23 protein-coding genes are annotated in these 25,462 nt (G+C 71.1%); 14 read left to right on the top strand and 9 right to left on the bottom strand.

Going from position 1 to position 25,462, the window contains the following annotated elements; all coding sequences use genetic code 11:
* Window positions 1-339: 339 nt before the first annotated feature.
* Window positions 340-537 (bottom strand): hypothetical protein, encoded by a 198-nt coding sequence (locus tag ACQPXG_RS36460; protein ID WP_433463689.1) that lies wholly within the window; start codon window positions 535-537, stop codon window positions 340-342.
* 340 nt (window positions 538-877) lie between these two features.
* Between ACQPXG_RS36460 and fxsT the strand changes: the two genes are divergently transcribed.
* Entirely contained in the window at window positions 878-3,379 is a 2,502-nt protein-coding gene (gene fxsT / locus ACQPXG_RS36455) for an FxSxx-COOH system tetratricopeptide repeat protein (RefSeq protein WP_433463688.1), read from the top strand.
* On the opposite strand, the gene ACQPXG_RS36450 is transcribed toward fxsT, so the two are convergent.
* Both ACQPXG_RS36450 and ACQPXG_RS36445 read right to left on the bottom strand, forming a co-directional pair.
* Window positions 3,376-4,689 (bottom strand): HEXXH motif domain-containing protein, encoded by a 1,314-nt coding sequence (locus tag ACQPXG_RS36450; RefSeq protein ID WP_433463687.1) that lies wholly within the window; start codon window positions 4,687-4,689, stop codon window positions 3,376-3,378. The genes fxsT and ACQPXG_RS36450 overlap by 4 nt on opposite strands.
* Window positions 4,686-5,933, bottom strand: coding sequence for an FxsB family cyclophane-forming radical SAM/SPASM peptide maturase (locus tag ACQPXG_RS36445; RefSeq protein WP_433463686.1), 1,248 nt, complete (start codon window positions 5,931-5,933; stop codon window positions 4,686-4,688). Before ACQPXG_RS36445 ends, ACQPXG_RS36450 begins: the two co-directional genes overlap by 4 nt.
* A 154-nt stretch (window positions 5,934-6,087) precedes the next feature.
* On the opposite strand from ACQPXG_RS36445, the gene ACQPXG_RS36440 reads away from it, so the two are divergent.
* Both ACQPXG_RS36440 and ACQPXG_RS36435 read left to right on the top strand, forming a co-directional pair.
* Window positions 6,088-6,885, top strand: a complete 798-nt coding sequence (locus ACQPXG_RS36440) for a maleylpyruvate isomerase family mycothiol-dependent enzyme (RefSeq protein WP_433463685.1) — start codon at window positions 6,088-6,090, stop codon at window positions 6,883-6,885.
* Window positions 6,886-7,080: 195 nt separating this feature from the next.
* Window positions 7,081-8,016, top strand: coding sequence for an IclR family transcriptional regulator (locus ACQPXG_RS36435; protein ID WP_433463684.1), 936 nt, complete (start codon window positions 7,081-7,083; stop codon window positions 8,014-8,016).
* Between the two features lie 20 nt (window positions 8,017-8,036).
* On the opposite strand, the gene ACQPXG_RS36430 is transcribed toward ACQPXG_RS36435, so the two are convergent.
* Window positions 8,037-8,627 carry a flavin reductase family protein gene (locus tag ACQPXG_RS36430; protein WP_433463683.1) on the bottom strand — a complete coding sequence of 197 codons (591 nt, stop codon included), beginning with the start codon at window positions 8,625-8,627 and terminating at the stop codon, window positions 8,037-8,039.
* A 283-nt stretch (window positions 8,628-8,910) separates the two neighbouring features.
* On the opposite strand from ACQPXG_RS36430, the gene ACQPXG_RS36425 reads away from it, so the two are divergent.
* The 7 genes from ACQPXG_RS36425 to ACQPXG_RS36395 are packed head-to-tail and all read left to right on the top strand — an operon-like array spanning window position 8,911 to window position 17,733.
* Entirely contained in the window at window positions 8,911-9,780 is an 870-nt protein-coding gene (locus ACQPXG_RS36425; protein ID WP_433463682.1) for an alpha/beta fold hydrolase, read from the top strand.
* The gene (locus tag ACQPXG_RS36420) at window positions 9,780-11,444 is read left to right on the top strand and encodes an FAD-binding protein (RefSeq protein ID WP_433463681.1); all 1,665 of its coding nucleotides are present in this window, start codon (window positions 9,780-9,782) and stop codon (window positions 11,442-11,444) included. Before ACQPXG_RS36425 ends, ACQPXG_RS36420 begins: the two co-directional genes overlap by 1 nt.
* A complete protein-coding gene (locus ACQPXG_RS36415; RefSeq protein ID WP_433463680.1) occupies window positions 11,441-12,460 on the top strand; it encodes a 2Fe-2S iron-sulfur cluster-binding protein in 1,020 nt (339 codons plus the stop codon). The genes ACQPXG_RS36420 and ACQPXG_RS36415 overlap by 4 nt, the downstream gene beginning before the upstream one ends.
* Before the next feature lie 22 nt (window positions 12,461-12,482).
* Window positions 12,483-13,667 (top strand): acyl-CoA dehydrogenase family protein, encoded by a 1,185-nt coding sequence (locus ACQPXG_RS36410; RefSeq protein ID WP_433463679.1) that lies wholly within the window; start codon window positions 12,483-12,485, stop codon window positions 13,665-13,667.
* Between the two features lie 36 nt (window positions 13,668-13,703).
* Window positions 13,704-14,609, top strand: a complete 906-nt coding sequence (locus tag ACQPXG_RS36405; RefSeq protein WP_433463678.1) for a VOC family protein — start codon at window positions 13,704-13,706, stop codon at window positions 14,607-14,609.
* Window positions 14,610-14,611: 2 nt separating this feature from the next.
* The gene (locus ACQPXG_RS36400; RefSeq protein WP_433463677.1) at window positions 14,612-16,090 is read left to right on the top strand and encodes an FAD-dependent oxidoreductase; all 1,479 of its coding nucleotides are present in this window, start codon (window positions 14,612-14,614) and stop codon (window positions 16,088-16,090) included.
* On the top strand, window positions 16,087-17,733 hold the full coding sequence (locus tag ACQPXG_RS36395; RefSeq protein WP_433463676.1) for an AMP-binding protein: 1,647 nt from the start codon (window positions 16,087-16,089) through the stop codon (window positions 17,731-17,733). The genes ACQPXG_RS36400 and ACQPXG_RS36395 overlap by 4 nt, the downstream gene beginning before the upstream one ends.
* Before the next feature lie 74 nt (window positions 17,734-17,807).
* Here the strand turns inward: ACQPXG_RS36395 and ACQPXG_RS36390 are convergent, their stop codons facing one another.
* The 3 genes from ACQPXG_RS36390 to ACQPXG_RS36380 form a co-directional block, all read right to left on the bottom strand.
* Complete coding sequence (locus ACQPXG_RS36390; protein WP_433463675.1) at window positions 17,808-18,731, bottom strand: NADP-dependent oxidoreductase; 924 nt, start codon at window positions 18,729-18,731, stop codon at window positions 17,808-17,810.
* Between the two features lie 71 nt (window positions 18,732-18,802).
* Window positions 18,803-19,225, bottom strand: a complete 423-nt coding sequence (locus ACQPXG_RS36385; protein WP_433463674.1) for a nuclear transport factor 2 family protein — start codon at window positions 19,223-19,225, stop codon at window positions 18,803-18,805.
* Entirely contained in the window at window positions 19,222-20,082 is an 861-nt protein-coding gene (locus tag ACQPXG_RS36380; RefSeq protein WP_433463673.1) for an alpha/beta fold hydrolase, read from the bottom strand. The genes ACQPXG_RS36385 and ACQPXG_RS36380 overlap by 4 nt, the downstream gene beginning before the upstream one ends.
* Before the next feature lie 25 nt (window positions 20,083-20,107).
* Here ACQPXG_RS36380 and ACQPXG_RS36375 point away from each other — a divergent pair, with 25 nt between their 5' ends.
* Entirely contained in the window at window positions 20,108-20,734 is a 627-nt protein-coding gene (locus ACQPXG_RS36375) for a TetR/AcrR family transcriptional regulator (RefSeq protein WP_433463672.1), read from the top strand.
* On the opposite strand, the gene ACQPXG_RS36370 is transcribed toward ACQPXG_RS36375, so the two are convergent.
* Both ACQPXG_RS36370 and ACQPXG_RS36365 read right to left on the bottom strand, forming a co-directional pair.
* Window positions 20,718-20,954, bottom strand: a complete 237-nt coding sequence (locus ACQPXG_RS36370) for a ferredoxin (RefSeq protein WP_433463671.1) — start codon at window positions 20,952-20,954, stop codon at window positions 20,718-20,720. The two genes, ACQPXG_RS36375 and ACQPXG_RS36370, sit on opposite strands and share 17 nt — an antisense overlap.
* Window positions 20,951-22,108 carry a Rieske 2Fe-2S domain-containing protein gene (locus ACQPXG_RS36365; protein WP_433463670.1) on the bottom strand — a complete coding sequence of 386 codons (1,158 nt, stop codon included), beginning with the start codon at window positions 22,106-22,108 and terminating at the stop codon, window positions 20,951-20,953. Before ACQPXG_RS36365 ends, ACQPXG_RS36370 begins: the two co-directional genes overlap by 4 nt.
* Window positions 22,109-22,251: 143 nt before the next feature.
* On the opposite strand from ACQPXG_RS36365, the gene hsaA reads away from it, so the two are divergent.
* From hsaA to ACQPXG_RS36350, 3 genes are all read left to right on the top strand, one after another.
* Entirely contained in the window at window positions 22,252-23,418 is a 1,167-nt protein-coding gene (gene hsaA, locus ACQPXG_RS36360) for a 3-hydroxy-9,10-secoandrosta-1,3,5(10)-triene-9,17-dione monooxygenase oxygenase subunit (RefSeq protein ID WP_433463669.1), read from the top strand.
* A 940-nt stretch (window positions 23,419-24,358) separates the two neighbouring features.
* On the top strand, window positions 24,359-24,604 hold the full coding sequence (locus ACQPXG_RS36355; protein ID WP_433463668.1) for a hypothetical protein: 246 nt from the start codon (window positions 24,359-24,361) through the stop codon (window positions 24,602-24,604).
* A 276-nt stretch (window positions 24,605-24,880) separates the two neighbouring features.
* Window positions 24,881-25,462, top strand: coding sequence for a DUF6328 family protein (locus ACQPXG_RS36350; protein ID WP_433463667.1), 582 nt, complete (start codon window positions 24,881-24,883; stop codon window positions 25,460-25,462).

The following is a 25,462-nucleotide window of genomic DNA, read 5'->3' as shown; positions in this document are numbered from 1 at the left end:
CCTAACGCAAAATCGCCCACAATGACACGAAAGACACGTTGTGTGGAGAGCGGAAACCTACGGCACCGTAGCCTCGGGCCGTAGGCAGACTCTAGTGGAGATCGCGACAGAATCGGGCTGATTGTCGAGAAAGGGCTTACGCCCAGCGAGTCTCGTGCGATTCTTGACCGCCGTATGTCGCCCGCTGGGCTGTGCGTGAGGCTCGCCTCGGCCGCCCATCAGGGCGGGAGGCATCTCGGCAGTCATTGCCGGCCGCCCCGCCCTGTGGCGCGAAGAGCACCGGTGATGCCCGCCGGTCCGGTCTCGGGCGAGGGGGTCTCCCTGCGCCGGTCAGGCGGCTCAGCGTCCGGCGGATATGGGGTCTTCGGCCAGATCGCTGCTGAAGCTGGCGGCCACGAAGTCGCCGCGAGCCGGGTCGAGGGCCTCGCGGAGGGCCTGCTCGATGGCCGACTCCCCGAGCAGGTCGTCCAGCTGGCGAAGCGAGAGGTCCGACACATCGATGAGGTCGTTGTGAAGGGTGATTTCCTGCTTCTGCATGAAGTCTCCTCAAGCGCGGTCCCGCTCGCCGGCCGCAGTCCTGCACACGAGTCAGGTAAGGCTGAGCATTGACAGCAACAATATCAATGAAGTCAGAAAAATCCTAGTTCGGCCGTCGAGGCTCCGGCCGGGCGTCGAATTCCGGCGCGGCGTTTTACGGCGCAGTCGAAACTGCTTCGGGCGTTGACCGAAATCCACGGCCTTAACGCCATCCGATCGCGCATCTGTGTCGCGTGACCTGTTCCGCCACTCACTCTAATGCGATATTACGGTAACTGAGTACAGGTGAGAGATGAACCGTCTGGTCATGTGATGATCGGCGAAATGCGGAGGTGGACGCATGACGCTCCCGGTGACGGCCCCGGCGATCTGGGGGAGGATCCCGCCGCGGAACAAGAACTTCACCGGACGTGAGGAGTTGCTCACCAAGCTCAAGGCCGGTATTTCGGACCAGGTCACCGCCGTGCTTCCGCACGCCCTGCACGGCCTGGGCGGGGTGGGCAAGACCCAGATGGCGGTGGAGTTCGCGCACCGGTTCCGGTTCGACTACGACCTGGTCTGGTGGGTGCCGGCCGACCAGCCGTCCCTCGTGCGGCCGACGCTCGCGGCACTCGCGCCCTCGCTCGGGCTGCCGCCCGCCACCACGCTGGGGGTCGAGGACGCCGCCAACGCGGTGCTCGACGCGTTGCGGCGGGGGGATCCGTACCGCCGCTGGCTGCTCATCTTCGACAACGCCGACCAGCCGGAGGACCTCCAGGACCTGCTGCCCCAGGGCGGACATGTGCTCGTCACCTCGCGCAACCCGCGGTGGGACGGGGTCGGCCACACGGTCCAGGTCGACGTGTTCGCCCGCGAGGAGAGCATCGCGTTCCTCAACAAGAGGCTCCCGCGGGCCATCAGCGAGGACGAGGCCGACCGGCTCGCGCATGAGCTGGGGGACCTGCCGCTCGCCCTGGAGCAGGCGGGCGCCCTTCAGGCCGAGACCGGCATGTCGGTCGCGGAGTATCTGCGACTGCTGGCGGAGTGCACCAGCCAGCTGCTCGCCGAGGGCAAGCCGAGCGAGTATCCGGTCTCGATGACGGCGGCCTGGAGGCTGTCGGTGAACAGCCTCGCAGAGAAGGTGCCGGAAGCGGTCGAGCTGCTCCGCTGCTGCGCGTTCTTCGGCCCCGAGCCGATCCCCCGCGAGGTGTTCTCCCGGACCCCGCCCGGAATGGGGCAGCCGCTGGGCGGGCTGCTGCGCAATCCGATCCGGCTCGCGCGGGCGTTCGGCGAGGTGGGCCGGTACGCGCTGGCGAAGATCGACCCGCCGAGCCGGACCATCCAGGTGCACCGGCTGATCCAGGCGCTGCTGCGCGACGAGCTGTCCCCGGCCGACCAGGCGCGCTTCCGCGGCGAGGTGCACATGCTCCTCGTGGCGGCGATGCCGGCGGAGGACGCGGAGTCCCCGTCGAGCTGGCGCCGCTACTCGGAGCTGATCGGCCACGTGGGGCCTGCAGCCGTTGCCGAGAGCCACGACCCCGAGGTCCGCAAGTTCGCCGTCAACATCGTCCGCTACCTGCGTCTGTCCGGCGACTTCGCGTTCGCGCAGCACCTGATCGAGCGTCTCGTCGACCAGTGGACGGCCGACTCGGGGGAGAACGACCTCGATCTCCTGGAGGCCAAGCGGCAGTTCGGCAACATCCTCCGCGACCGCGGCGAGTACGGCGCCGCGTACGAGTCGAACCTCAACGCCATGGAGCGGACGGAGGCACTGGTTGGCCCGAGACACCGGATGACGTTGCAGCTCCTGAACTCGCTCGGCGCCGACCTCCGGGCGCGGGGGGACTTCGCGGACGCCCGGGATCACGATCTCCGTTCGCTGGAGCGGCATCGGGAGGCGTTCGGCGAGACGTCGATCGACACGCTGCGGGCCATGCACAACCTGGCGCTGGACCACGGCCTGAACAGCGACTACACGAAGTCCAAGGATCTCCACGAAGCCGTCTACCTGCTGTTCGGGGAGTCCCCGGAGGCCAACGCGACCCACATCACCAACGCGCTCGGCGGGCTGGCGCGCGCGGTCCGGCTCTGCGGAGACTACGGAGAGGCGTGCGACCTCGGCGAGGAGGCGTACGCCAAGGCCGTGGACGAGCTGGGCGCCGAACATCCGCTGACGCTGCTCGTGGCCAAGGACCTGGCCATCGCCCTGCGCAGGGCCGGCGAACTGGAGCGGTCGCTCGAACAGGCGCAGGAGGTCAACGCGCGCTCCGTCCGGCTCTTCGGGCTGGACCACCCCGACACCCTGGCCGCGGCGATGTGCCTCGCCAACGGCCTGCGGAGCACCGGTGATCTGGACTCGGCCCTGGAACTGGCCGCCGACACCGTCGTCCGGTATCCGAAGGTCTACGGTTCCGAGCATCCCTACAACCACGGATGCGGCGGGAACCTGGCGCTGCTGCGCCGCGTGTTCGGCGATGCGGAGTCCGCGCGCAGGCTCAACGAGAAGGCGCTCGCGGGTCTGGAGGTCAAGCTGGGCCGCGATCACCACTACTCGCTCACCGTGGCCACCAATCTGGCCAGCGACCTGAAGGAGCTCGGAGAGGTGGAGTCGGCGTGCAAGCTCGGCCGCGGGACGCTGCGGCGGCTGCGCGCGACCGTCGGGGACGAGCATCCGATGACGCTGGCCTGTGCCGCCAACCTGTCGGTCTCCCTCCGGGAACTCGGTGAGGAGGAAGAGGCGAACGGGCTGTACAAGGAGACGATGGACGTCTACGCCAGGACGGTCGGCCTGGAGCATCCGGACGCCGTCGTCGCCGCTGAGTCGCGCCATCTCGACTGCGACTTCGACCCGCCGCCCATCTAGGCGGTGCCCGGGAGCGAGGGGTGCGCGCCGTATCGGCGCCGCCAGGCGACCACGTGCCGTCCGGCCGTGTCCCGGCTGCGGCGCAGCGCTTCGTCCCGGACCGGTTCGTCCAGCCAGGCCCGGACCGTGCGGCCCATCTCGCCGACGAATACCTCGCCCTCGGGGGTGAGGCGTCCGGTTCCGGCGAGGGTGCGGATCACGAGGTCCGTGGCGGCGCGCCAGCGCGCGAACTCGCTGTCCGCCTCCAGCGCGGCCGCGCCCGTCTCGTGATGGCGCTGGGTGCGCCAGAAGGCGGCGATGCCGAGGTGGGCGTAGGCGCCCTGCAGCAGCCCGGCGACGGGCCTCGGGTCGTCCCGCCAGGGCGCGTAGTAGGTGGCGCCGTCGTCGGGTTCGGTCAGGTGGACGACGTCCAGCAGCCCGGTGAGCTTGGTGTGCTGGACCTCATGGGCCAGCGTGACGGCGAGGAAGCGGGCGTCAGGCGGGCTGGAGAGGCCGATGCTGCCGAAGGCGTGCCTGGGGGTGGCGCTCGCCTGCCGGTACACCGGTGACACGAGCGGGGTCAGGACGGAGATGAAGGCGGCGACGTCCTCGGCGACGCTCGGGTGGTGCCGGGTCAGAATGCGCCAGGCGTCGTCGAGGGCCGACCGCCAGTGCTCCAGTTCGGATCTTCCCAGCCGGTGCGGGAGCCAGTCGGCGCCGGGCATGCGGTCCGGGTCGTGCTCGTCCAGGAGGAAGACGCCGTCCGCTCCGCGGTGCTCCACCGTCAGTCGGCGTATCGCCTCCCAGCCGGGCGCGTCCCGGTGGACGTCGCGGGGGAGGCGCGTCCGGGCGTCCCCGGCCACCACCTCCGCGCCGCCTGGCCCGGACCGGACGAGCGCGCTCGCCCGGCCGGGGACGAGGGCGCGCCCCAGCCCCGGGAGGACGATCGCGCCCGAGCGCGCCGGCACCTCGATCTCGCAGCGGAACCCGGCCTTGATCGCCGCGCCCGCGGCGAGGGCCGCGAACTCTCCCGGACGGGCGGATCCGTCCTCCTTGCCGGACAGGACGACGAGGGTGCGCCGGGTCCATTCGCCGACGGTCGGATAGCGGAGCACGGCCTCGACCGCCTCGGGGGCGTCCTCCTGGATGCGTGCGAGCAGGTCATAGGCGCGGGCGGTCTCCGGGCCGCCCGCGTTCCGCACGCCGCGCAGCAGCAGGAGGCGCTTGCTGTACTGGGCTCTGCGGAGGAGTTCGACGGCGGTCGTACCGCCGCCGCCCGCGGCGAGCGCCAGGAAGACCTTTTCGGGGATCCGGTGCACGCCGAGGTTCATCCACTCCGCTCCCTGGAAGACGCCTTGCGCTTGTAGTCGGCCACGTCCTTGGAGACCGCGTCCCGGATGTGGGTGATGAGGTGAAGGAGGTCGCGGCAGTAGACGGACGGGTTGGCGAAGCCGGTGCCGGAGCGGTACCGGTGCGTGTAGAGACCGCCGCCGCAGACGCGGTGGACGGGGCAGGCCGCGCATCCGGGGGCCAGCGCCCGGCGGCCGATCTGGCGGGCGGCCATCGCGGGAAGCATCAGCGCCGCGTCGAACGGGTCCCGGCTGACGTGCAGCGCCGTCCGCGTCGCGCCCTCGTAGGCGGACTTGAGCGTGTCGACCTGTTCGATGCTTCCGTCCGTCTCCACGACGGTGACGGCGACCGGTGACAGCCCGATCGACTCGCTGTGCGAGGGGCGGCCGAGGAGGAGCCGGATGATCTCGGAGAACAGCCGGACGCGGGTCTCGCGGGCGGGTGCGCGGTACCAGCGGTCGAAGACCGCGACGAGCCAGTCGCCGTACGGAGTCGTGTCGCCGTCGTCGCGGCCCGGTGGAGGGGTGTCCCAGTTCCCGTGCGGGAGCAGGAAGTCCACGGCCGGCGGGCGGTGGGCGATCAGCGCCTCGTAGGTGGCGATCGGGTCGTTCTCCAGGTCGATCGTGCTGAGCAGCCCGCTGAACAGCCGCCGGTACGCGGGCGTCGTCAGGCCGTGCAGCCCGGTCATGACGTCCCGGTGGCTTCCGGTGCCGTTGGTGCGGCGGCGATGACGGTCATGGCCGTCCTCGTCGCCGTCCAGGCTGACGCTGACGAAAATGTCGAGTTCGTCGAAGAGTTTCAGGTAGACCGAATCCAGCAGGACGCCATTGGTCTGCACATGGAAACTCACCGACGTCGGGGAATCGACCGCCGAATTCACGGCGTCCACCGCGTACCTGATGTGTTCCGCGCCCGCCAGCAGGGGTTCGCCGCCGTGCAGGATGATCCCGATCCAGGGCAGGTCGTTGGACCGCGCGTGCTCTGCGATCCGGGCGGCCGTCCGGTCGATGGTGGCGCGCGACATCCGCCGCGGCTGCCGGCGCCAGCTCTGGTCCGCCATCTCGTACATGTAGCAGTAGTCGCAGGCCAGATTGCAGCGGCTGTGGATTTTCAGTACGAATTGGCGGAACGGAGTCGGCCGCCACCCCTGCTCGAGCAGCGCCTGGACGCTCAGCGTGGCCGGCCATTCGTTTTCGGTGGCCGGCCGTGCCGCGTCGACGCTCACACCGATCATCTCCCAAGCCGGGTTCTGCCGCGGCACCGCGTGATACCTCAATACATTTATATACGCAATGTCTTGATCATCAAATGCCGTTCCGAGTCCGGCCGGGCGCGCCGGCCGGGACGGTCGTAGGCTCGGGGGCGATGGAGGGGCTGACATGAACGAGCAGATGCGCGCGAACACCGCCGCCTTCGAACAGACGGTCCGCTCGGCCCTCGCGCTCGCCGGGACGCTCGGCGATGCAGACTGGGCCCGGCCGACCGATTGCCCCGGCTGGACGGTCAAGGACCAGTTCGCGCACCTCGCCGGGGTGGAACGCGACCTCCTCGGCGACCCGGGGCCCGAGGTCGAGGTTCCCGAGCTCGACCACATCCGCAACGACTTCGGCCGCTACCTCGAGATCGCGGTCCACGCGCGGCGTCCCGTCCCGGGCCCGGACGTCGCCGCGGAGCTGGCGGACGTCCTGGAACGCAGGCTGGCCCAGCTCCCCACCCTGGACCCCGACCGCGTCGTCATGTGCCCGGACGGCAAGGAGGGCCCCTACTCGCGGCTCATGAAGTTCCGCGCCATGGACTGCTGGACGCACGAGCAGGACGTCCGCCGCGCGGCCGGCCGTCCCGGCAACCTGGACGCCCCGGCGGCGCGCTGCTTCTGGGAGCTGCTGAGCCGCGGCCTCCCCCTCGTCGTCGCCCGCCGCGCGAAGGCCGCCCCCGGCGAGTCCGTGGCCTTCGCGATCGCCGGCCCGCCCGACTTCCACGTGACCGTCGGCGTGGACGCGAACGGCAGGGGCCACTTGTCCGAAGCGGCGGCCCCCACCGCCGAGCTGGCCATGGACTGGGAGACCTACGTCCGCCTCACCGCGGGCCGCTGCACGCCCGGCGACGCCGTCGTTGGGACCACGGGCGACCGGGCGCTGAGCGGCAGAGTCCTGGCCGCCATGGCCATCACCCCCTAGCGCGGACTCGCCGGGGCCGTGGATCCGGCGCCGGTGGAAACACGTTCTATCGCGGCACCCGGTGCGACCTGGGACGTCGCCCTGATCGCGCATGCTCGTGCTGACCTGGGCTTACTCACCCCCTTCCGTTGTGACCAAGCGGTTGCTACATTCCAGGTAACAAGAATTCATTTCAGTCTGGTTCCAGGAGGTGCGATGACCGAGGCCATGACGCCGGAGGCAGCGACGCCGGAGACCATGACGGCGGCGTCGGCGCGCCGGGAGTCCCCGCCGTCGATGATCGAGCGGATGACCCTGATCCTCGACGCGTTCAACGGGCCGACCGCCCGGCTGACCCTGGAGGACGTCGCCCGCCGCACCCGGCTGCCGCGTTCCACCGCGCACCGGATCCTCGACCAGCTCGTGAAGCAGCGCTGGCTCGCGCACCACTCGTTCGGCTACGGGCTCGGCCAGCGCGCCCTCGGCCTCGGCGGGCAGGACGGCGGGCACGGCAAGATCCGCGAGGCGGCCGCGCCGCTGCTGCACGAGCTGCAGGTCACCACCGGGCTGGTCGCGCACCTGGCCGTCCTGGACGGCGCCGAGGTCCTCTACCTGGACAAGCTCGGCGGGCGGCTCGCCACGTCCGTCCCGTCGCGGGTCGGCGGGCGCGCCCCCGCGCACTGCACGGCGCTCGGCAAGGCGATGCTGGCGTGGCTGGAGCCGGAGCAGGTGGACGCGCTGCTCGGCGCCGGCATCAGCCGGTTCACCAGCCGCACGATCGGCGAGCTGGGCACGCTCCACCAGGAGTTGCACCGGGTCCGGCAGCGCCGCGGGCTGGCGTTCGAGCGCGGCGAGTCCTACCCCGGCATCGCCTGCGTGGCGGCGGCGATCCGCGGCGCGGAGGGCCCGGTCGCGGGCATCTCCCTGGTCGGCGACATCCGCGCGCCGCTGGAGAACGTCGCGCCGCTGGTGGTCACCGCGGCACGCGAGGCGTCACAGATCCTGTTCCCCGGCTCGGCGCCCCGCGGGCGCGCGGGACGCGCGGGCGTGCGCGCCCGGCGCGGCGCCACCCGGACGGGCGAGGAGACGACCTGGTCGCCGGAGACGATGAACCGGCTGCTCGCGGTCGACGGGCGCGGCGACTGGATGTGAAGCCGGTGCCGGACGTGCCGTCAGCCCCAGCCCCACCGGTCGCCGATGCCCCACGGGTCGGGGGCGATCGGCGCGTCCGGCTCCCCGACGCCGAACCGGCTGCGGAAGAACACCATCGGACGCCGCCAGGCGCCGTTCACCACCTCGTGCCGCTCCACCGCGAGCACCCGGCCGATCACCACCTCGTGGTCACCGGCCTCGCGGATGTCGTGGACGACGGCGTGCACGGCGAGCAGGACGTCCGGCAGCGCCGGGGTGCCCCACTCGGACACGCCCCACTCCAGGCCCTCGAACTTGGCGCCCCGGCTCGATCCGAAGCGCTCGCAGAGCTCGCGCTGCTCCTCACCGAGCACGTTGACGCAGAACCGCCCCGCCGACCGGATCCGCGGCCACGACCGGCCGCGCTTGTCGGCGCAGAACAGGATCAGCGGCGGTTCCAGCGACACGGACGTGAACGACTGGCAGGCGAAGCCGACCGGCTCGCCGCGGTCCAGGGCGGTGACCACGGTGACGCCGGTGGCGAACTCCGCCATGGCCTTCCGGAAGTCCGCCGGCTCCGGCGCGGCCGCGGCGGCCTCGGAGACGGGCGTGAGCGCTGGCTCGGCTGGCATCTGTTCACCTCGGGGCTGCGAACGGTTGTGCGGTCATATCCAATATGCGACATGTCCAATAAGCGGCACGGACGCGGTACCGGTCAAGGGCGGCCGGTGAGCCCGAACGTAGGCACGCCCGGTGCCGCCCGGGCACCCCGATCCCGATGAGTGGAAGGGGAGACAGGGACGGCGGCGGGAGATCGCCGTGAGACCCGCGTCCCGCTGATCGGGATCCGCCGCGTGACCGTGCCGCCCCGCCGTTTACGTTCCGGACAAGCCATCGTCGAAGGACTGGGAGATCATGCCTGCGGAGCTGACCTACGAGTCGACGTTGCGCGAGCTCGCCACCGACCGCGGCGTCCTGCGCTACCACGAGGCCGGCGAGGGACCGCCCCTGCTGATGCTGCACGGGTCGGGTCCGGGCGTGACCGGCTGGCGGAACTACCGCGGCAACCTCGCCGGGTTCGCCGAGCACTTCCGGTGCCTGGTCCTGGAGTTCCCCGGGTTCGGGGTCAGCGACCCGACCGACGAGCACCCGATGATGGCGGCCGGCGGCGCCGTCGTCCGGTTCCTGGACGGCCTGGGCCTCGGCCAGGTCGACGTGATCGGCAACTCGATGGGCGGCGTCATCGCGACGCAGGTGGCGCTGCGGCATCCCGACCGGATCCGGCGGCTGGTCAGCATCGGGGGCATCGGGACGAACGTCTTCAGCCCGGCGCCCGGCGAGGGCATCAGGCTGCTGGCGGAGTTCACGGACAACCCGACCCGCGAGGGCCTCGTGCGGTGGCTGAACTCGATGGTCTTCGACCCGCGGACGGTCACCGAGGAGATGATCGAGGAGCGCTGGCGGCAGGCCACCGACCCCGGCACGCTCGCCTCCGCCCGCCGCATGTACGGGTCCAGGGCGATGGCCGCCCGCGCGAAGGCGATGGCGGCCTCCGACGAGCCGCCCTACTGGGCGATGCTGCACAGGCTCAAGGCGAAGACGCTCATCACCTGGGGACGGGACGACCGGGTCAGCCCGGTCGACATGGTGCTCGTGCCGATGCGCACGATCCCGGACGTCCAGGTGAACATCTTCCCGAACTGCGGGCACTGGGTGATGATCGAGCAGAAGTCCGCCTGGGAGAGCGCCGTGCTGGCCTTCCTGACCAGGAAGGACGACCTCTGATGAGCGAGTGGGATCACGAGTTCGACCTCGTCGTCGTGGGCAGCGGCGGCGGTGGGATGACGGCCGCGCTGACCGCGCACGACGCGGGCCTGAGCGCGCTGGTCGTGGAGAAGGGCAAGAAGTTCGGCGGCTCCACCGCGCTCTCCGGCGGCGGCATCTGGATCCCCAACAACCCGACGCTGAAGGAGCGCGGCCACGACGACAGCCGCGAGTCGATCCGCCGCTACCTGGACCTGCTCACCGAGGGACGCGTCCCGGCGGCGCGGCTCGACGCCTACGTCGACAACGGCCCCGCCGCGATGGAGCTGATCTGCAAGAGCAGGTGGATGCGGTTCTTCTGGACGAAGGGCTACGCCGACTACCACCCCGAGCTGGAGGGCGGGCGCGCGCTGGGCCGGTCCATCGAGGCCGAGCCGTTCGACACCCGCAAGCTCGGCGAGGACGAGAAGTACCAGCGGCCGAACAACATGAAGGGCCCGCTCGGCCTGTGGGTGACGGCCAAGGACTACCACGACCTCGCGATGGCCAAGCGCACGTGGGCGGGACGCCGCGCGTCGCTGGTCGCGGCGTGGCGCGTCTCGTCCAACATGGTCCGCCGCCGCCACATGTCGACCGGCGGCCGGGCACTCGTCGCCCGCCTGCGGATGGCGTTGAAGGACGCCGGCCTCCCGCTCTGGCTGCGGACCACCATGACCGGCCTGGTCACGGACGAGGACGGCCGCGTCACCGGCGTCGTCGCCGCACGGCCGGACGGCACGACCCTGCGCATCAGAGCCCGCAAGGGGGTGCTCCTGGCGAGCGGTGGTTTCGACCACAACCAGGAGATGCGCGACAAGTACCTCCCGAAGGGCGGGCAGGAGGACTTCGCGATGGGCGCCCGTGAGAACACCGGCGACGGCATCCGCGCGGGCGAGGCCCTCGGCGCGGCGCTCGACCTGATGGACGACGCGTGGTGGATGCCCGCCGTCCGCCACCCGGCCGGGGCGACGATCCCGCTGGTGTCGGAGCGCGCCATCCCCCGGCAGGTCATCGTGTCGCAGGACGGGACGCGCTTCACCAACGAGGCGGCCCCCTACGTCAACTTCGTCCACGACCAGCTGGCGGGCGGGCACGTCCCGGCCTGGTTCGTGATGGACGCCAAGGCCCGCGCCCGCTACCCGTTCGCGCAGATCCTCCCCGGAGCCCCGATCCCGGAGGGGTTCTACGAGAAGGGCGTCGTGTTCAAGGCGGACACGCTCGCCGAGCTCGCCGGCCGGATCGGCGTCCCGGCGGACGCGCTGGCCGGGACCGTCGAGAAGTTCAACGGGTACGCCCGCACGGGCAAGGACCCCGACTTCGGCCGCGGCGACTCCGCCTACGACCGCTACTACGGCGACCCGAACCTGAAGAACCCCAACCTGGACGTCATCGACACGGCCCCGTACTACGCGTTCCGGCTGGAGGTCGGCGACCTCGGCACCAAGGGCGGCCTGGTCTCCGACGAGCACGCCCGCGTCCTGCGCGGGGACGGCACGGCCATCGAGGGCCTGTACGTGACGGGCAACGCGTCGTCGTCGGTGATGGGCAACGAGTACGCGGGGCCCGGCGCCACGATCGGCCCGTCCATCGTGTTCGGCTACATCGCGGCCCGGCACGCGGCCGGAAAGGCCACAGGACGGTCATGACGGCACTCAAGGCGCGGGTGGTGGAGGTCGTCCACGAGACGGCCGACGCGCACTCGCTCGTCCTCGAACCGGCCGAGGGCGACCGCGACCGGTTCACCTACCGGCCCGGGCAGTTCCTCACCGTCCGGGTCCCGGCCGCGGACGGCTGGGCGGCGCGCTGCTACTCGCTCTGCAGCTCGCCGCACACCGACGACCGGCCGAAGGTGACCGTGAAGCGGGTCGAGGGCGGCCTCGGATCCAACTGGATCTGCGACAACGTCACGGCCGGCGACGTCCTTGAGGTGCTGCGCCCGGCGGGCACGTTCACCCCGTCCTCGCTGGACGACGACCTGCTGCTCGTCGCGGGCGGCAGCGGCATCACCCCGGTGATGTCGATCCTCAAGTCGTGCCTGGCCGGCGGGCGCGGGAAGGTCGCGCTCCTCTACGCCAACCGGGACGAGCGGTCGGTGATCTTCGCGGACGAGTTGCGGGAGCTCACCGAGCGGCACCCTGGCCGGCTCACCGTCGTCCACCTGCTGGAAACGGTGCAGGGCCTGCCGACGGCCGCCGCCGTCAGGTCGCTGGCCGGCCCCTACACCGGGCGTCCCGCGTACGTGTGCGGGCCCGAGATCTTCATGGACCTGGTCACGGAGACGCTCACCGGCCTCGGCGTGCGGGTGCACGTCGAGCGCTTCTTCTCGCTGGAGGGCGACCCGTTCGAGGAACCGGAGGCCCGGGGCGAGGAGGCCGGCGACGGCGACGCCGGCGAGATCGAGGTCGAGATGGACGGCGAGACGCGCACGGTGCCCTGGCCGAAGTCCGAACGGCTTCTCGATGCGCTGCTGCGCGCCGGGGTGGACGCCCCTTTTTCCTGCCGGGAGGGCAACTGCTCGGCCTGCGCCTGCGTGCGGCTGGAGGGCGAGGTCACCCTCGACGCCAACTCGGTCCTCGACGAGCAGGATCTCGCCGACGGCCTCATCCTCGCCTGTCAGGCGAGGCCGGTCACCGACCGGCTGAAGATCACCTACGACGGCTGACGACACCCACGGGAGACAGGCGATGGCGAACCGCGTGCTCGACACGATCATGGAACGGGCGGAGCAGATCCGCGAGCTCGGCCCCGCCAACGAGGCCCTCGGCAGGCTCGACGACAAGGCCGCGCGGATCCTGCGCGACGCCGGCGTCATCCGGCTGCTGCAGCCGGAGGCGCACGGCGGCCTGGAGGTGCACCCCCGCGAGTTCGCCGAGACGGTGCTGGGGATCGCCTCCCTCGACGGCTCCACCGGCTGGATCGCGGGCATCGTCGGCGTCCACCCGTGGGAGATGGCCTACGCCGACCCGAAGGTCCGCGAGGAGATCTGGGGCGAGGACCCCGACACGTGGATCGCGTCCCCGTACGCGCCGATGGGCATCGCCCGGCCGGTGGACGGCGGGTACGTCTTCAACGGCCGCTGGCAGTTCTCCTCCGGCACCGACCACTGCGACTGGATCTTCCTCGGCGGGATGCTCGGCGACGACGACGGCAAGATGGCGATGCCGCCCCGGTCGCTGCACCTCATCCTGCCCCGCTCCGACTACGAGATCGTCGAGGACTCCTGGGACGTCGCCGGGCTGAAGGGCACCGGCAGCAAGGACATCATCGTCAGGGACGCGTTCGTCCCCGCCTACCGGACGCTGGAGTACACCAAGGTCGTGGACGGCTCGGCGCCCCGCGAGGCCGGGCTGACCAACCCGTCCTACCTGATGCCGTTCTCCTGCGTGTTCCCGCTCGGCATCTCCGCCGCCGTGATCGGCATCGCCGAGGGCGCCCTGTACCACCACATGGCCTACCAGCGGAACCGCGTCCAGATCACCGGCACCAAGATCAAGGACGACCCGTACGTGCTGTACGCGATCAGCGAGGCCGCCGAGGAGATCAAGGCGTCCCGCACCGCGCTGCTCGACAACTGCTCGCGGATGTACGACATGGTCGCCGCCGGGCACGTCCCGACCTTCGCCGAGCGCGCCGCCGGGCGCCGCACCCAGGTCCGCGCGGCGTGGCGGGCGGTGCAGGCGATGAACGAGATCGTCGTCCGGTCCGGCGGGAACGCGATGCGCACCGACAACCCGATCCAGCGGTTCTGGCGGGACGCGCACGTCGGCCTCGCGCACGCCATCCACGTCCCGGGCGCCGTCTACCACGTCTCCGCCCTGACGGACCTGGACATCGAGCCCCCGCAGGGCCCGATGCGCTCGATGATCTGACCGTCCTCCCCCCCGCATAGCGAAAGGACCGAGAAGGTGACACAGATCCGAGGGCTGGGATATCTCAGGGTCCAGACCCGGCACATCGACCGGTGGCGCGAGTTCGCCCTCGACGGGCTCGGCTTCGCCGAGGGGAGCGGCCCCGACCCCGAGGGCCTGTACCTGCGCATGGACGAGCGGCGGTCACGCCTGCAGTTGGTGCCCGGCGACAGTGACCGGGTGCTGGCCGTCGGCTGGGAGGTGCGCGACCAGTACGCGCTGGCCGCCGTCCGCGAGGCCGTGGAGAAGTCCGGGACGGCCGTGACGACGCTGAAGCCCAAGGAGGCCGCGGAGCGCGACGCCGAGGAGGTCGTCGCGTTCACCGACCCGGGCGGCACTCCGGTCGAGGTGTTCTTCGGCCCGGTGCTCGACCACAGCCCGGTCCGCACCGGCTTCGCGCAGAAGTTCGTCACCGGTCCGATGGGCATGGGGCACGTCGTCCTGCCCACACCGAAGTTCGCCGAGACGGCCGCGTTCTACAACGAGGTCCTCGGATTCCTGCCGCGCGGCGCGATGAAGGTCGGCGGGCCCGTCCGGATCCGCTTCATGGGCGTCAACCAGCGGCACCACAGCCTGGCGATCTGCCCGGCGCCGCATGACGGCGACCCGGGCCTGGTCCACCTGATGGTGGAGGTCGACACCCTCGACGCGGTCGGCATCGCGCTGGACACGGTCAAGGAGAAGGGCTTCTCCATCTCCTCCACGCTCGGCCGGCACACCAACGACAAGATGGTGTCGTTCTACGTCCGGGCGCCGGGCGGCTGGGACGTCGAGTACGGCTGCGAGGGTCTGCTCGTGGACGAGACGTACTACACCGCCGAGGAGATCACCAAGGACAGCTACTGGGGCCACGACTGGTCGGGGTCCGAGCCGCTGGCCGCGTTCACCCCACCCGGGAAGTGATCGTGTCGACCTCTGTCGAGCCGGTCGCGTTGAGCGACATCGGCGAGTTCGACCACGAATGCGACGTGCTCGTCGTCGGCTTCGGCTGCGCGGGCGCGGCGGCGGCGTTCGAGGCGGCCCGCGCCGGGGCGGACGTCCTGGTGCTGGAGCGCGCGAGCGGCGCCGGCGGGTCGTCGGCGCAGTCCGGCGGCGAGCTGTACCTGGGCGGCGGCACCGAGGTGCAGAAGGCCTGCGGGTTCGACGACGACCCCGACACCATGTACGCGTACCTGGAGGCGGCGCTCGGCCCGAACGCCGACACCGCGAAGCTGCGGCTGTACTGCGACGGCAGCGTGGAGCACTTCGAGTGGTTCCGCGAGTGCGGGGTCGCGTTCAACCCGAGCTTCTACGACTCGCCGACGTGGATGCCCATGTCGGAGGACGGGCTGATGTGGCTGGGGGAGAACTCCTGGCCGTACAACACGATCGCTAGGGCCGTGCCGCGCGGGCACCGTCCGGCGGCGCGCGGGTTCGGCGGCGGGGTGCTGATGGAGAAGCTGTCCGGCGCCGCGACCGGGGCGGGTGCCGTCACGCACGTCGACACACAGGCCACGAACCTCGTGCTGGACGACGACGGTCGAATCGCGGGCGTCGTGGCGCGCAAGTACGGCAAGCCGGTCACCTACCGTGCGCGGACGGCGGTGATCCTCACGACGGGCGGGTTCGTCGACAACGAGGAGATGCTCGCCCACCACGCCCCGGTGCTGCTCGGGCACGACAAGGTGAGCGACGGCCTGGACGACGGCTCCGGCATCCGGATGGCGACCGCGATCGGCGCCGCGACCCGGCGCATGTCGGTGGTGGAGATCGCCCTCACCGCGCTGCCCGCGATGGTGTGCCGCGGCATGCTCGTGGACGGCATGGGCCGCCGCTTCATCAACGAGGACGTCTATCCCGGCCACTACAGCGTGCACGCCGTCAGGCACCAGCCCGGCCCCTACTGGACGATCATCGACGAGGAGGGGTACGAGTCCGTCCCCGAGGCGGATCGGTGGGGCGTCCTTCCCAAGTACGCGGCCGAGACCCTCGCCGAGCTGGAGGAGTCGCTCGGCATGCCCGCCGGGTCCCTGGAGACCACGGTCGAGACCTACAACCGGCACGCCGAGAAGGGCGAGGACCCGTACTTCCACAAGGACCCGAAGTGGCTGCGTCCGCTGAGGTCCCCGTTCGCGGCGATCGACCCCGGGGCGGGCTTCTTCGGCGGCGGCGCGGGCCGGGGCACCGGCGCGGCCGGGTTCACACTGGGCGGGCTGCACACGACCGTCGACGGCGAGGTCCTGAACAACTCGGGTGTTCCCGTGCCCGGCCTGTACGCGGCGGGACGGGCCGCGTCCGGCATGCACGGCGAGGGCTACGTCAGCGGGACGTCCCTCGGCGACGGCACGTTCTTCGGCCGCCGCGCCGGCCGGGCCGCCTCGGCGCTGAAGAGGGGCTCTGCGTGAAGCACGCCGTCCTGGGCGACGACCGTCCGGCGCGTGAGACGGCGTTCGCGGAGCTGGTCGCGGCGCGCGGTGACGACGACCGGGCCGGCCTGTGCTTCGAGGACCACTCCTGGACGTGGCGCGAGGTCGTGGAAGAGTCCCGGCGCCGGGCCTCGTTCGTCCGCGACCTGGACGGTCATGTCGGCCTGTTCCTGGAGAACGGCCCCGAGCACCTGTTCTGGCTGCTGGGCGCGGCGCTCGCAGGCGTCCCGGTCGTGGAGCTGAACCCGACGCGCCGGGGCGCCGAACTGGCCCGCGACATCACCCACACCGACTGCGCGCTGCTGGTCACCGAGACGTCCCGGGCGCCGCTGCTCGAAGGACTTGCGGACGTCCCGGTGCTGACCGTGGACACCCGCGCCTACGCACGGCGCCTGGCCGGGGCACGTCCGGCGGAGACCGTGCCGGCCGACCCGGCGAGGATCTTCTCGCTGGTCTTCACGTCCGGGACCACGTCCGCGCCCAAGGCGGTGATCTGCACTCAGGGCAGGCTGGGCCGGATCGCCGTCCAGCAGCGCGACCGGCGCGGTCTCACCCGCGACGACGTCTTCTACGTGGTCATGCCGATGTTCCACTCGAACGCCCTGATGGCCGGGATCGCGCCCGCGGTCGCGACGGGCGGCCGCATCGTCCTCCGCCGCAGGTTCTCGGCCTCCGGCTTCCTCCCGGATGTCCGCCGCCATGGCGTCACGTTCTTCAACTACGTGGGCAAGCCGCTCAGCTACATCCTGGCCACCCCGGAGAAGCCGGACGACGCCGGAAACCCGCTCCGCATCGCGTTCGGCAACGAGGCGAACGAACGCGACATCGCCGAGTTCGCCCGCCGCTTCGGCTGCACGGTCATCGACTCCTACGGGTCGAGCGAGGGCGAGATCCGCCTCAACCGCGTCCCTGGCACACCACCCGGCTCGCTGGGCGTCGCAGAGCCGGGCACGATCGTGATCGACCCGGACACGCTCCAGGAGTGCCCGCCCGCGCGATTCGACGAGCACGGCGTGCTCCTCAACGCCGACGAGGCCATCGGCGAGATCGTCGACACGATGGGCGCCGCGAAGTTCGAGGGCTACTACGACAACCCCGAGGCGACGGCGAAGCGCGTCCGCAACGGCTGGACATGGTCCGGTGACCTCGCCTACCGCGATGCCGACGGTTACTGGTACTTCGCCGGCCGCGACGACGACTGGCTGCGCGTGGACGGCGAGAACTTCGCGGCGGCCCCCGTCGAACGCCTCCTGGCCCGCTTCGAACCCTTCGCGGACGTCGCCGTCTACGCCGTCCCGGACGAGCACGCCGGCGACCAGGTGATGGCGGCGGCCGCGCTGGCCCCGGACCGCACCTTCGACCCGCCCGCCTTCGCCGCCTTCCTGGCCGCCCAGCCGGACCTCGGGACGAAGTGGGCGCCGCGCTACGTCCGCATCGTCGCCGAGCTTCCGCGCACGCCCACCAACAAGGTGATCAAGCGCCCCCTACGCGCCGAGGCAACCGACACCACCGATCCCGTCTACGCACACCACAACGGCGCCTACGAACGCCGGCCCCCTGACAGAACAACGCATCAGCCGAGGGCGCACGGCGGTCACCGGACGACCACACGGTGCGGCTGAGAAGCCCGCACCCGCGCCCTTCCGCGAACCGCGCCGCCGGCCGGGCGAGCCGTACCGCCCCGGCGTCCAGGCGATCAGGCCGCGTCGCCGCCCACGTCCAGCACGACCTTGCCGCGGCCGTGGCCGGTCGCTACCTCGCGGTGGGCGTCGGCCGCGCGGTCGAGCGGGAACACGCCGCGCACATGGACGCGCAGTCGTCCCTCGTCGTAGAAGCGGGCGGCCTCGGCGATCCGGGCGGCCGACCGCTTGTCCGGTGTGGTGCGCACGCCGAGTTCGGCGGCGCGCCCGTGGTCGACCAGGGTGATGATCCGGTTCCGGTCCTGGACGAGGTCGATGGACACGTCCAGGGCGTGGCCGCCGGCGCCGTCGAGGGCGGCGTCCACGCCGTCCGGCGCGAGGGCCCGCACGCGCTCTTCCAGGCCGTCGCCGTAGGCGACCGGTGTCGCGCCGATCGACCGGAGGTAGTCGTGGTTGCCTTCGCTCGCGGTGCCGATGACCGTGGCTCCGGCGATTCGGGCGAGCTGGACGGCGACCGTTCCGACCGCGCCCGCCGCCGCGTGGACGAGCAGCGTGTCACCCGGCCCGACCCGCATCTCCTCAAGCGCGATGTGCGGGGTCATCACCGCGGCGGGGAAGCCGCCCGCCACGTCCCACGGCATGCTCGCGGGCTTGGCCGCCAGCACCCCGGCCGGGACGACGACGTACTCGGCATAGGCGTTCAGGCGGCAGTTGCCGATCACCTCGTCGCCCGCCTTCACCTCCGTGACCCCCGCGCCGGCCTGGTCGGCCACGCCGGCGAACTCGTTGCCGGGCACACGCGGGAAGCCCTCGGGAGTCCCCGGCGGCGACCACCCTTCGCGGATGGCCAGGTCGTACGGCTGCACCCCGGCCGTTCGCACCCGGACCCGGACCTCGCCCGGCCCGGCCTCCGGCGCCGGAACCTCAATCGTCCGCAGCACGTCCGGCCCGCCCGGCTCATGGAAACCCGAGACCCTCATCAGCGTCCTCCTTCATCGTCGATCGGGAGGAACGCTAGGACCTCGACCAATCTTGAGGTCAAGCCGGGCGATCAGCGGAACCGTGCGCGGAGCAGGCGCGGCCAGCCGGACGGGCGGCGGAGCCCGGTGAACAGCACGGGGAGCGGATCCGAGAAGGACCGGCGCGCCCGGATCGTCCCGCCGGCGATGACGAACCGGTCACAGACCGGGAAGGCGACGGGCCCCCGGCCGAGGGTCGCGGTGCAGTCGGACTCGATGAAGACGGTGTCCCCGTCGACCGCGCTGCGCCGGACGGTGAGGGTCAGGTCCGGGAAGAGGACGAACAGGCGCCGGAACATGTCGTCGACCGCCGCGATGCCGTGCGCGTCCGGGAACATCGGCTGGGTGAAGACCGCCTCGCTGTGGATGAGCGGGAGGAAGTGGTCGAGGAACGCGCCGGGTTTCGGCAGGGCCCAGCCCGCGGCGAAGACCGCGGGGAACTCGTGCGGCGTCATCGGTCCTGACCTGCGAGGAAGGTTCCGAGCAGTTCGGCGAGCCGTTCCGGCCGGTCGTGCGGGACGAACGTGCCGGAGCCCTCCACCACCTCAAGCCGGCCGTCCGGGAAGGCGGCGGCCAGCCGGCGGCCGAGCGAGCGGGGGAACAGGCGGTCCCGGTCCGCCCACACCACGAGGACGGGACGGTCGAACCCGCCGAAGGTCCGCGCGGCGGCGAGCGTCTGGGTGCGGGAGGAGCCGGTCATGAGCTTGGCGATGTCGCGGCGCACGCCGGGGTCGGCGGCGAGCGGGGCGGCCCAGTGGCGCACCGAGCCGGGATCGCGCTCGATGACGGCGCCGAAGCCCAGCCGCGAGGCGGCGAAGGCCGGGACGTTCATGGCCGCCGCCATCAGCCGCACGAACCCGGGGACGGCCGCGAGCCGGAACAGCAGCCGGTAGGCGCCCGGCGGGAACGTCTCGAACGCGTCGCAGGCCACCAGCGCCAGCGCGGCGACCCGCTCGGGACGTGCGGCCGCGACCAGCTGCGCGACGACTCCGCCGCTGTCGTTGCCGACCAGCACGGCCCGCCGCTCGTCCAGCCCGTCCAGGACCTCGACGACGAGCTCGGCCAGGCCCGGCGGGGACAGGTCGGCGTCCGCGCGCATGGGACCGCGGTGCGCGCCGAACGGCCAGTCGACCGTGACGCACCGGTGCGAGCCGGCGAGCCCGTCGATCACCTCGGACCACACGTCCGGGCCGGCGAGGAACCCCTGGAGGAACACCACGGCGGGCCCCGGCCCGTCGCCGTGCCGCCGGAAACGGATGGTGCCGCGGCTCGTCTCCAGCTCTTCATGACCAACAGTCGAAAACTGACTCACAGTCAAAGACTGTAACCTGGTCGGCATGTCCGTCAAGAGCCGCCGTGCCGAATACAAGGAACTCACCAGGGACGCGGTGCTCCAGGCGGCGCGACGCCTGTTCACCGAGCGGGGCTTCGCGGCGACCACCATCGACGACGTCGCCCAGGCGGCGCGCGTCAGCAAGGGGTCGGTCTACTACCACTTCACCGACAAGGCCCGGCTGTTCGAGGCGGTGTTCACCGACCGCCAGGCCAGGCTGGTGGAGGCCGTCGCCGCCGCGGCCGGACGGCACGACGACCCCTGGGAGCGGCTCGTCGCCGCGCTTGAGGCGTACCTGGACGGGACCGTCGCGGACGCCGCCCACCGGTCCCTGCTCCAGCAGGCCCCCGCGGCCCTGGGCGTCGAACGCTGCCGGGAACTCGACGCGGAGATGGGCCTCCCCGCCGTCCGCGCGCTGCTGGACGACCTGTCGGCCACCGGCGAACTCGCGGTGGACTCGAACGCGATGCTCACGCGCCTGATGTTCAGCGCCCTCTGCGAGGCGGCGATGACCGCCGGCGCCGCCCCGGACCCCGCCCGTGCCCGGGACGAGGCGGCCACCGTCCTCAAAGCGATCACGGCCGGTCTCCGCCGCCCCCAAAACCGAGCGGGCGCTACTCGACGACCGTGATGGCGCCGTTCAGCGCCGCCTCCTGGATCGCCGAACGGAGCGCCGGGCAGGTCGCGTGCGGATCGTCCAGGCCCACGCACGCGCCCCTCGCCTCGGCGTTCCACTGAATGCTCGTCTGCTCCCAGCTCGACTTGCGCACCAGCACCTCGGCCGCACAGCGGCGGCACCGGACCGGAAGCAGCGGGCCGTCCAGGTGGCGTTCGTCCTGCCGGGTCGTCATGTCGAGGCTCCCTGGGCCTGCCGGCGCGCGAGGTTGTCCTCGACCTCCTTCTCCCACGATTCGACCGGGCGGGTCGTGTCGATCTCGAACTCGAACCGGTCGGTCATCTCCGGCCTGACGTCCGCGACGTCCACGTAGAACTGCTCGTACCAGCGGCGCAGCTGGTAGACGGGCCCGTCCTCCTCGCACAGGAGCGGGTTGTCGATGCGGGCCTTGCGCCGCCAGATCGCGATGTCCTGCTCGAAGCCGGTCAGGATGAAGTCCGACAGCTTCTGCGCGGTCGCCTCGGCCGCCTCGGGCGGCAGCGCGTCGCTGTGCCGGACGATGATGCCCGAGTGCAGCGAGAACGAGTTCTCGTCGATCGGGTAGTGGCAGTTGATCAGGACGGAGTTCAGGTCGTACCCCTCGTAGTGGTACGTCAGCTCGTCGATCATGAAGGAGGGGCCGTGGTAGGACGCGACGGAGGTGTTGCCGAGCATCCGCGGCCCGCCGCCCCCGCCCTCCCGGCGGGCGTCCTCCCGGGTGCGGCCCTTCATGATCTGCGTGGCGACCTGGCCCTCGAAGACGTTCTTGAAGTACGTCGGGAACGACTTGTGGATGTAGAAGAAATGCGCCATGTCGACGACGTTGTCGATGATCTCGCGGCAGTTGGCGTTGACGATCGTCTCCGTCCAGCGCCAGTCGGTCCAGTCGTCGCGGGAGACGCCCTCGATCACCGGGATCGTGACGTCCTCCGGAGGCCTGCCCCCCTCCGGGTCGTTCCAGACGAAGAGCATCTTGTCCTGCTCCATCGTCGGCCACGCGGCGGTCCGGGCCCGCAGCGGCACGCGGCGCGAGTACGGGATCTTCTTGCAGCGGCCGTCGCCGCCCCAGCGCCAGTCATGGAACGGGCAGGCGATCTCGTTGCCCTTGACGGTGCCGTCGGAAAGGTCGCCGCCCATGTGCCGGCAGTAGCCGTCCAGGACGTTCGTCCTGCCGTCCTCACCGGTGAAGACCACGAGCTTCTGCCCGAACGCGTCGACCGTGTGGGGCTTGCCGTCCCGGAACTTCTCGGCCAGCCCGAGACAGTGCCACCCCCGGGCGAATCGGCGGGAGATCGCCTCCGCCTCGATGGCGCGGACGGCGTCCGACTCGGTTGCGGTCACGTGGATCATCCCTTCGGCGATGCATGGGTGATTCGAACATTAGGTCGCAGACCACCGGCCTGATCGGTGAGTCCCGGTGGCCGGGACGCCCGTGCCCGCGCGGACACGCGAGCATGGTCTCCTGCAAGGGCCGTACGAGGGAAGGAACGGGGATGAGCAACGAGGTCCTGGACGCCGTTCGGGAGCTGCTGCCGGGCATCGCGGAGCGTGCCCGGTCCGTGGACGAGAAGGGGCGCATCCCCGCCGAGACGATCCGCGAGCTGACCTCCGCCGGGGTGTTCCGGATGCTCCAGCCGACCCGCCACGGCGGCGCCGAGGACGACCCGGTCGAGTTCTACGAGGTGATCCGCGCGGTCTCCGCCGCCTGCGGCTCGACCGGCTGGGTCGCGGCCGTGCTCGGCGTGCACTCCTGGCACCTCGGCCTTTTCGCCGACGAGGCGCAGCGCGAGGTGTGGGGCGCCGGCCCGGACACCCTCATCGCCTCGTCCTACGCCCCGATCGGCCGCCTCACCCCGGTCGACGGCGGCTACGAGCTCACCGGCCGCTGGTCGTTCTCGTCCGGCTGCGAGTTCGCCTCCTGGGCCCTGCTCGGCGCCCTCGTCGTCGGCGCCGAGGGCCGCCCGGTCGACTTCATGACCGTCCTCGTCCCCAGGCGGGACTACGAGATCGCCGAGGTCTGGGACTCGATGGGCCTGCGCGGCACCGCCAGCGACGACATCGTCGTCGAGGGGGCCTTCGTCCCGTCGCACCGCGCGATGCGCAACTTCGAGCAGGCCCAGCTCCGCAACCCCGGCCGCAAGGTCAACACGGGCCCGCTCTACCGCATGCCGTTCGGGACGATCTTCACCAGCACCGTCGCCGCCAGCGTCATCGGCATGGCCGCCGGCTGCCACGACCTCTACGTGGCGAGGATGCGCGACCGGATCCGCCTCAGCCTCGGCGGCGGCCGCTTCGTCGAGGACCAGTTCGCCCAGGTCGCCGTCGCCCGCGCCGCATCCGAGATCGACGCCGCGATCCTGCAGACCGACCGCAACGTCCGCGAGATCCACGACTACGCCGTCCGCAACGAGAAGATCCCGATGGAACTCCGCCTGCGCGCCCGCCGCGACCAGGTCCGCGGCACCGAACGCGCCATCGAGGCCATCGACATCCTCTTCAAGACCGCCGGCGGCAACTCCCTCCACCGCGGCAACGTCATCGAACGCGCCTGGCGCGACGCCCACGCCGGCAGCGTCCACGTGGCCAACGACGTGGAACACGCCCTGTCCATGTACGGCCGAGGCGAATTCGGCCTGAAGGTAGAAGACAACCTGGTCTGACCAGAATCCGCGGAGGGGTGTGCGACCGGCCCGGTTAGTCCATTCTGAAAACCCCGGGGGTCTCGCAAAGGCTGTCGAAGGTGGGGTTGGCACCCGTGAAGGAAGACCGGGAACTGGGCATCGCCGGGGAAACGGCCACCTTGACCACACGGGTCGACCGATGGCTGAATCTCGGATTTTTCTCGTTCCTGGTTCTGGTCGTCTGACGGTCACCGACTGGACCGGGACACGGCACTGCGATCTGGCCGCGGCGAAGGACATGACGTTGAGGGGGGTGGTGTTCGGCCTCTCGGGATGGGACGGGGATCAGGCGGTGCCGGTCCTGGTCGTCCGGGGGCCGAGCGGGGGAGGGGCCGTCCGGCTGACGCTGCGCAATCGGCGCGGCGGCCCGATGTCGTCCCCGACCTGCTGTTGCTCGCGGACGCCATCGAGAGCGGGCCCCGAAGTGCCGCCGGCGACCCCCAGGCGAGCTGTGTCGTGCGCGACCTGCGCGGCGGCCCCGGCTCATGGGCGGACCACCAGGACTGGACTCATCGGACCGGCGGTCGCCCCTGAATCTGCACGAAACGGCTCATGCCGAAGTCGGAATTCCCGGAAATTTGCGATCGACGTGATCGCAGCCAGGCATGCGCTTGCCGGTCCTCCGCGGTTGTGATGGTGGACGCCGTCATGCGGAAAACGACGGGTCGGCCTCCTGAAGCCCGTGGAGACCTTCCCGTCGTTCCGCGCGCCTCTGTCGACGGGTGACTAGGCCGCCGCATGGAACGAGAGGCTTACGCGTTGAGTAAGTCTAGTCGCCATCGGCGAGCCCGGAATTAACTTGCGATGCAATTGACAACCGAGAGCCCTCCCAGGCCTCGGTGTCGCGATCATCCGATTGCGCACGAGTCCTGGGGCCCACTACCCCGGAGCTCGTGTGCCCTCTGTGGAGAGGAACACAATGCAGCTCGTGAACGGGGCCCTGGCTCCCAAGCCCTACGAGGCGACCCCGGCGGAGAAAGTCGAGGCGGCCGAGCTCGGGATCTCCAGCGCGGACTACCACCGCACCCGCGGCGGAGGCGCTTCTCACAGCGAGGAGATCACCTTCGTGAAGAGCACTCCGACGCCCCGGACCTCGGCGACGCCCTCTGAGGCTTGGCCGAGCCCTGAGCTCGCCCAAGTGACGGCGTGTCGTTCGACGCGCTGACGATCCGCCGGCCCGCTCTCGAAAGAGGCGGGCCATCGCGTCAAGGGGCGTTCGTGGCATGCAAATATAGAGCAAAGTCCCTGACTTGATCATTTTCTTGAATTAACCTCGAAGGTCGACGCGCTGGGGTCACTGCGAAACTTTGAGGGAGTCATGCCGCGATCTCCGTCCGGGAAAAATTCGAACACGGCCTTTATGGGCCGGTGCTTGAGGAGGTGGATCGGCGGGAATTCCAGAGTTCCGGCACCGCGCGGCTCCGCTCACGATGAAACGGTCGTGGTGACCATTGACGCGGCACACCACGACACCAGCCCCATCGATGAGAGCCCGGCCGAGCGGACCATACGCAACTTCCTCGAACTCCTGCAGGGCTTCCGGGTCGCGGTCACCGGGGTGCAGGTCCTCTTCGCCTTCCTTCTGACCGTCCCGTTCGCCCCGGGCTACGACCGGCTCGACGTCGCGGAGCGCTGGCTGTGGTACGTCGCACTGGTCGCGGCCGCCGTTGCCTCGATCTTCTTCATCGCCCCGGTGGCCCAGCACCGGGTCCTCTTCCGCCGAGGGGGTAAGGAGGCGCTGGTACGGCGGTCGAACCTTTACGGCATCGTCGGGACGCTGGCGCTGGCCGTGACGATGACCGCCTCGACCATGGTGGTGGTCGGCTACCTGTTCGCCGGCCCGCTCGCGCTCATCACCACCGCCTGCCTGGCCATCCTCGCGGGCTGGCTCTGGTTCGGTAGACCGATGCTCACCAGGCGGAAACACTGGCCGGCGCCGGGTCCCTGTGGTGAGGCCCGAGCAGACGGGAAGGCGAAGGCGGATTCCGGACGCACCGACGATGAGCCCGACCGGTGGGCGTGA

Source organism: Spirillospora sp. CA-128828 (genome assembly GCF_050945415.1).
In the GTDB taxonomy this organism is placed as follows: domain Bacteria; phylum Actinomycetota; class Actinomycetes; order Streptosporangiales; family Streptosporangiaceae; genus Spirillospora.
This window is presented reverse-complemented; position numbering and strand designations above follow the sequence as displayed.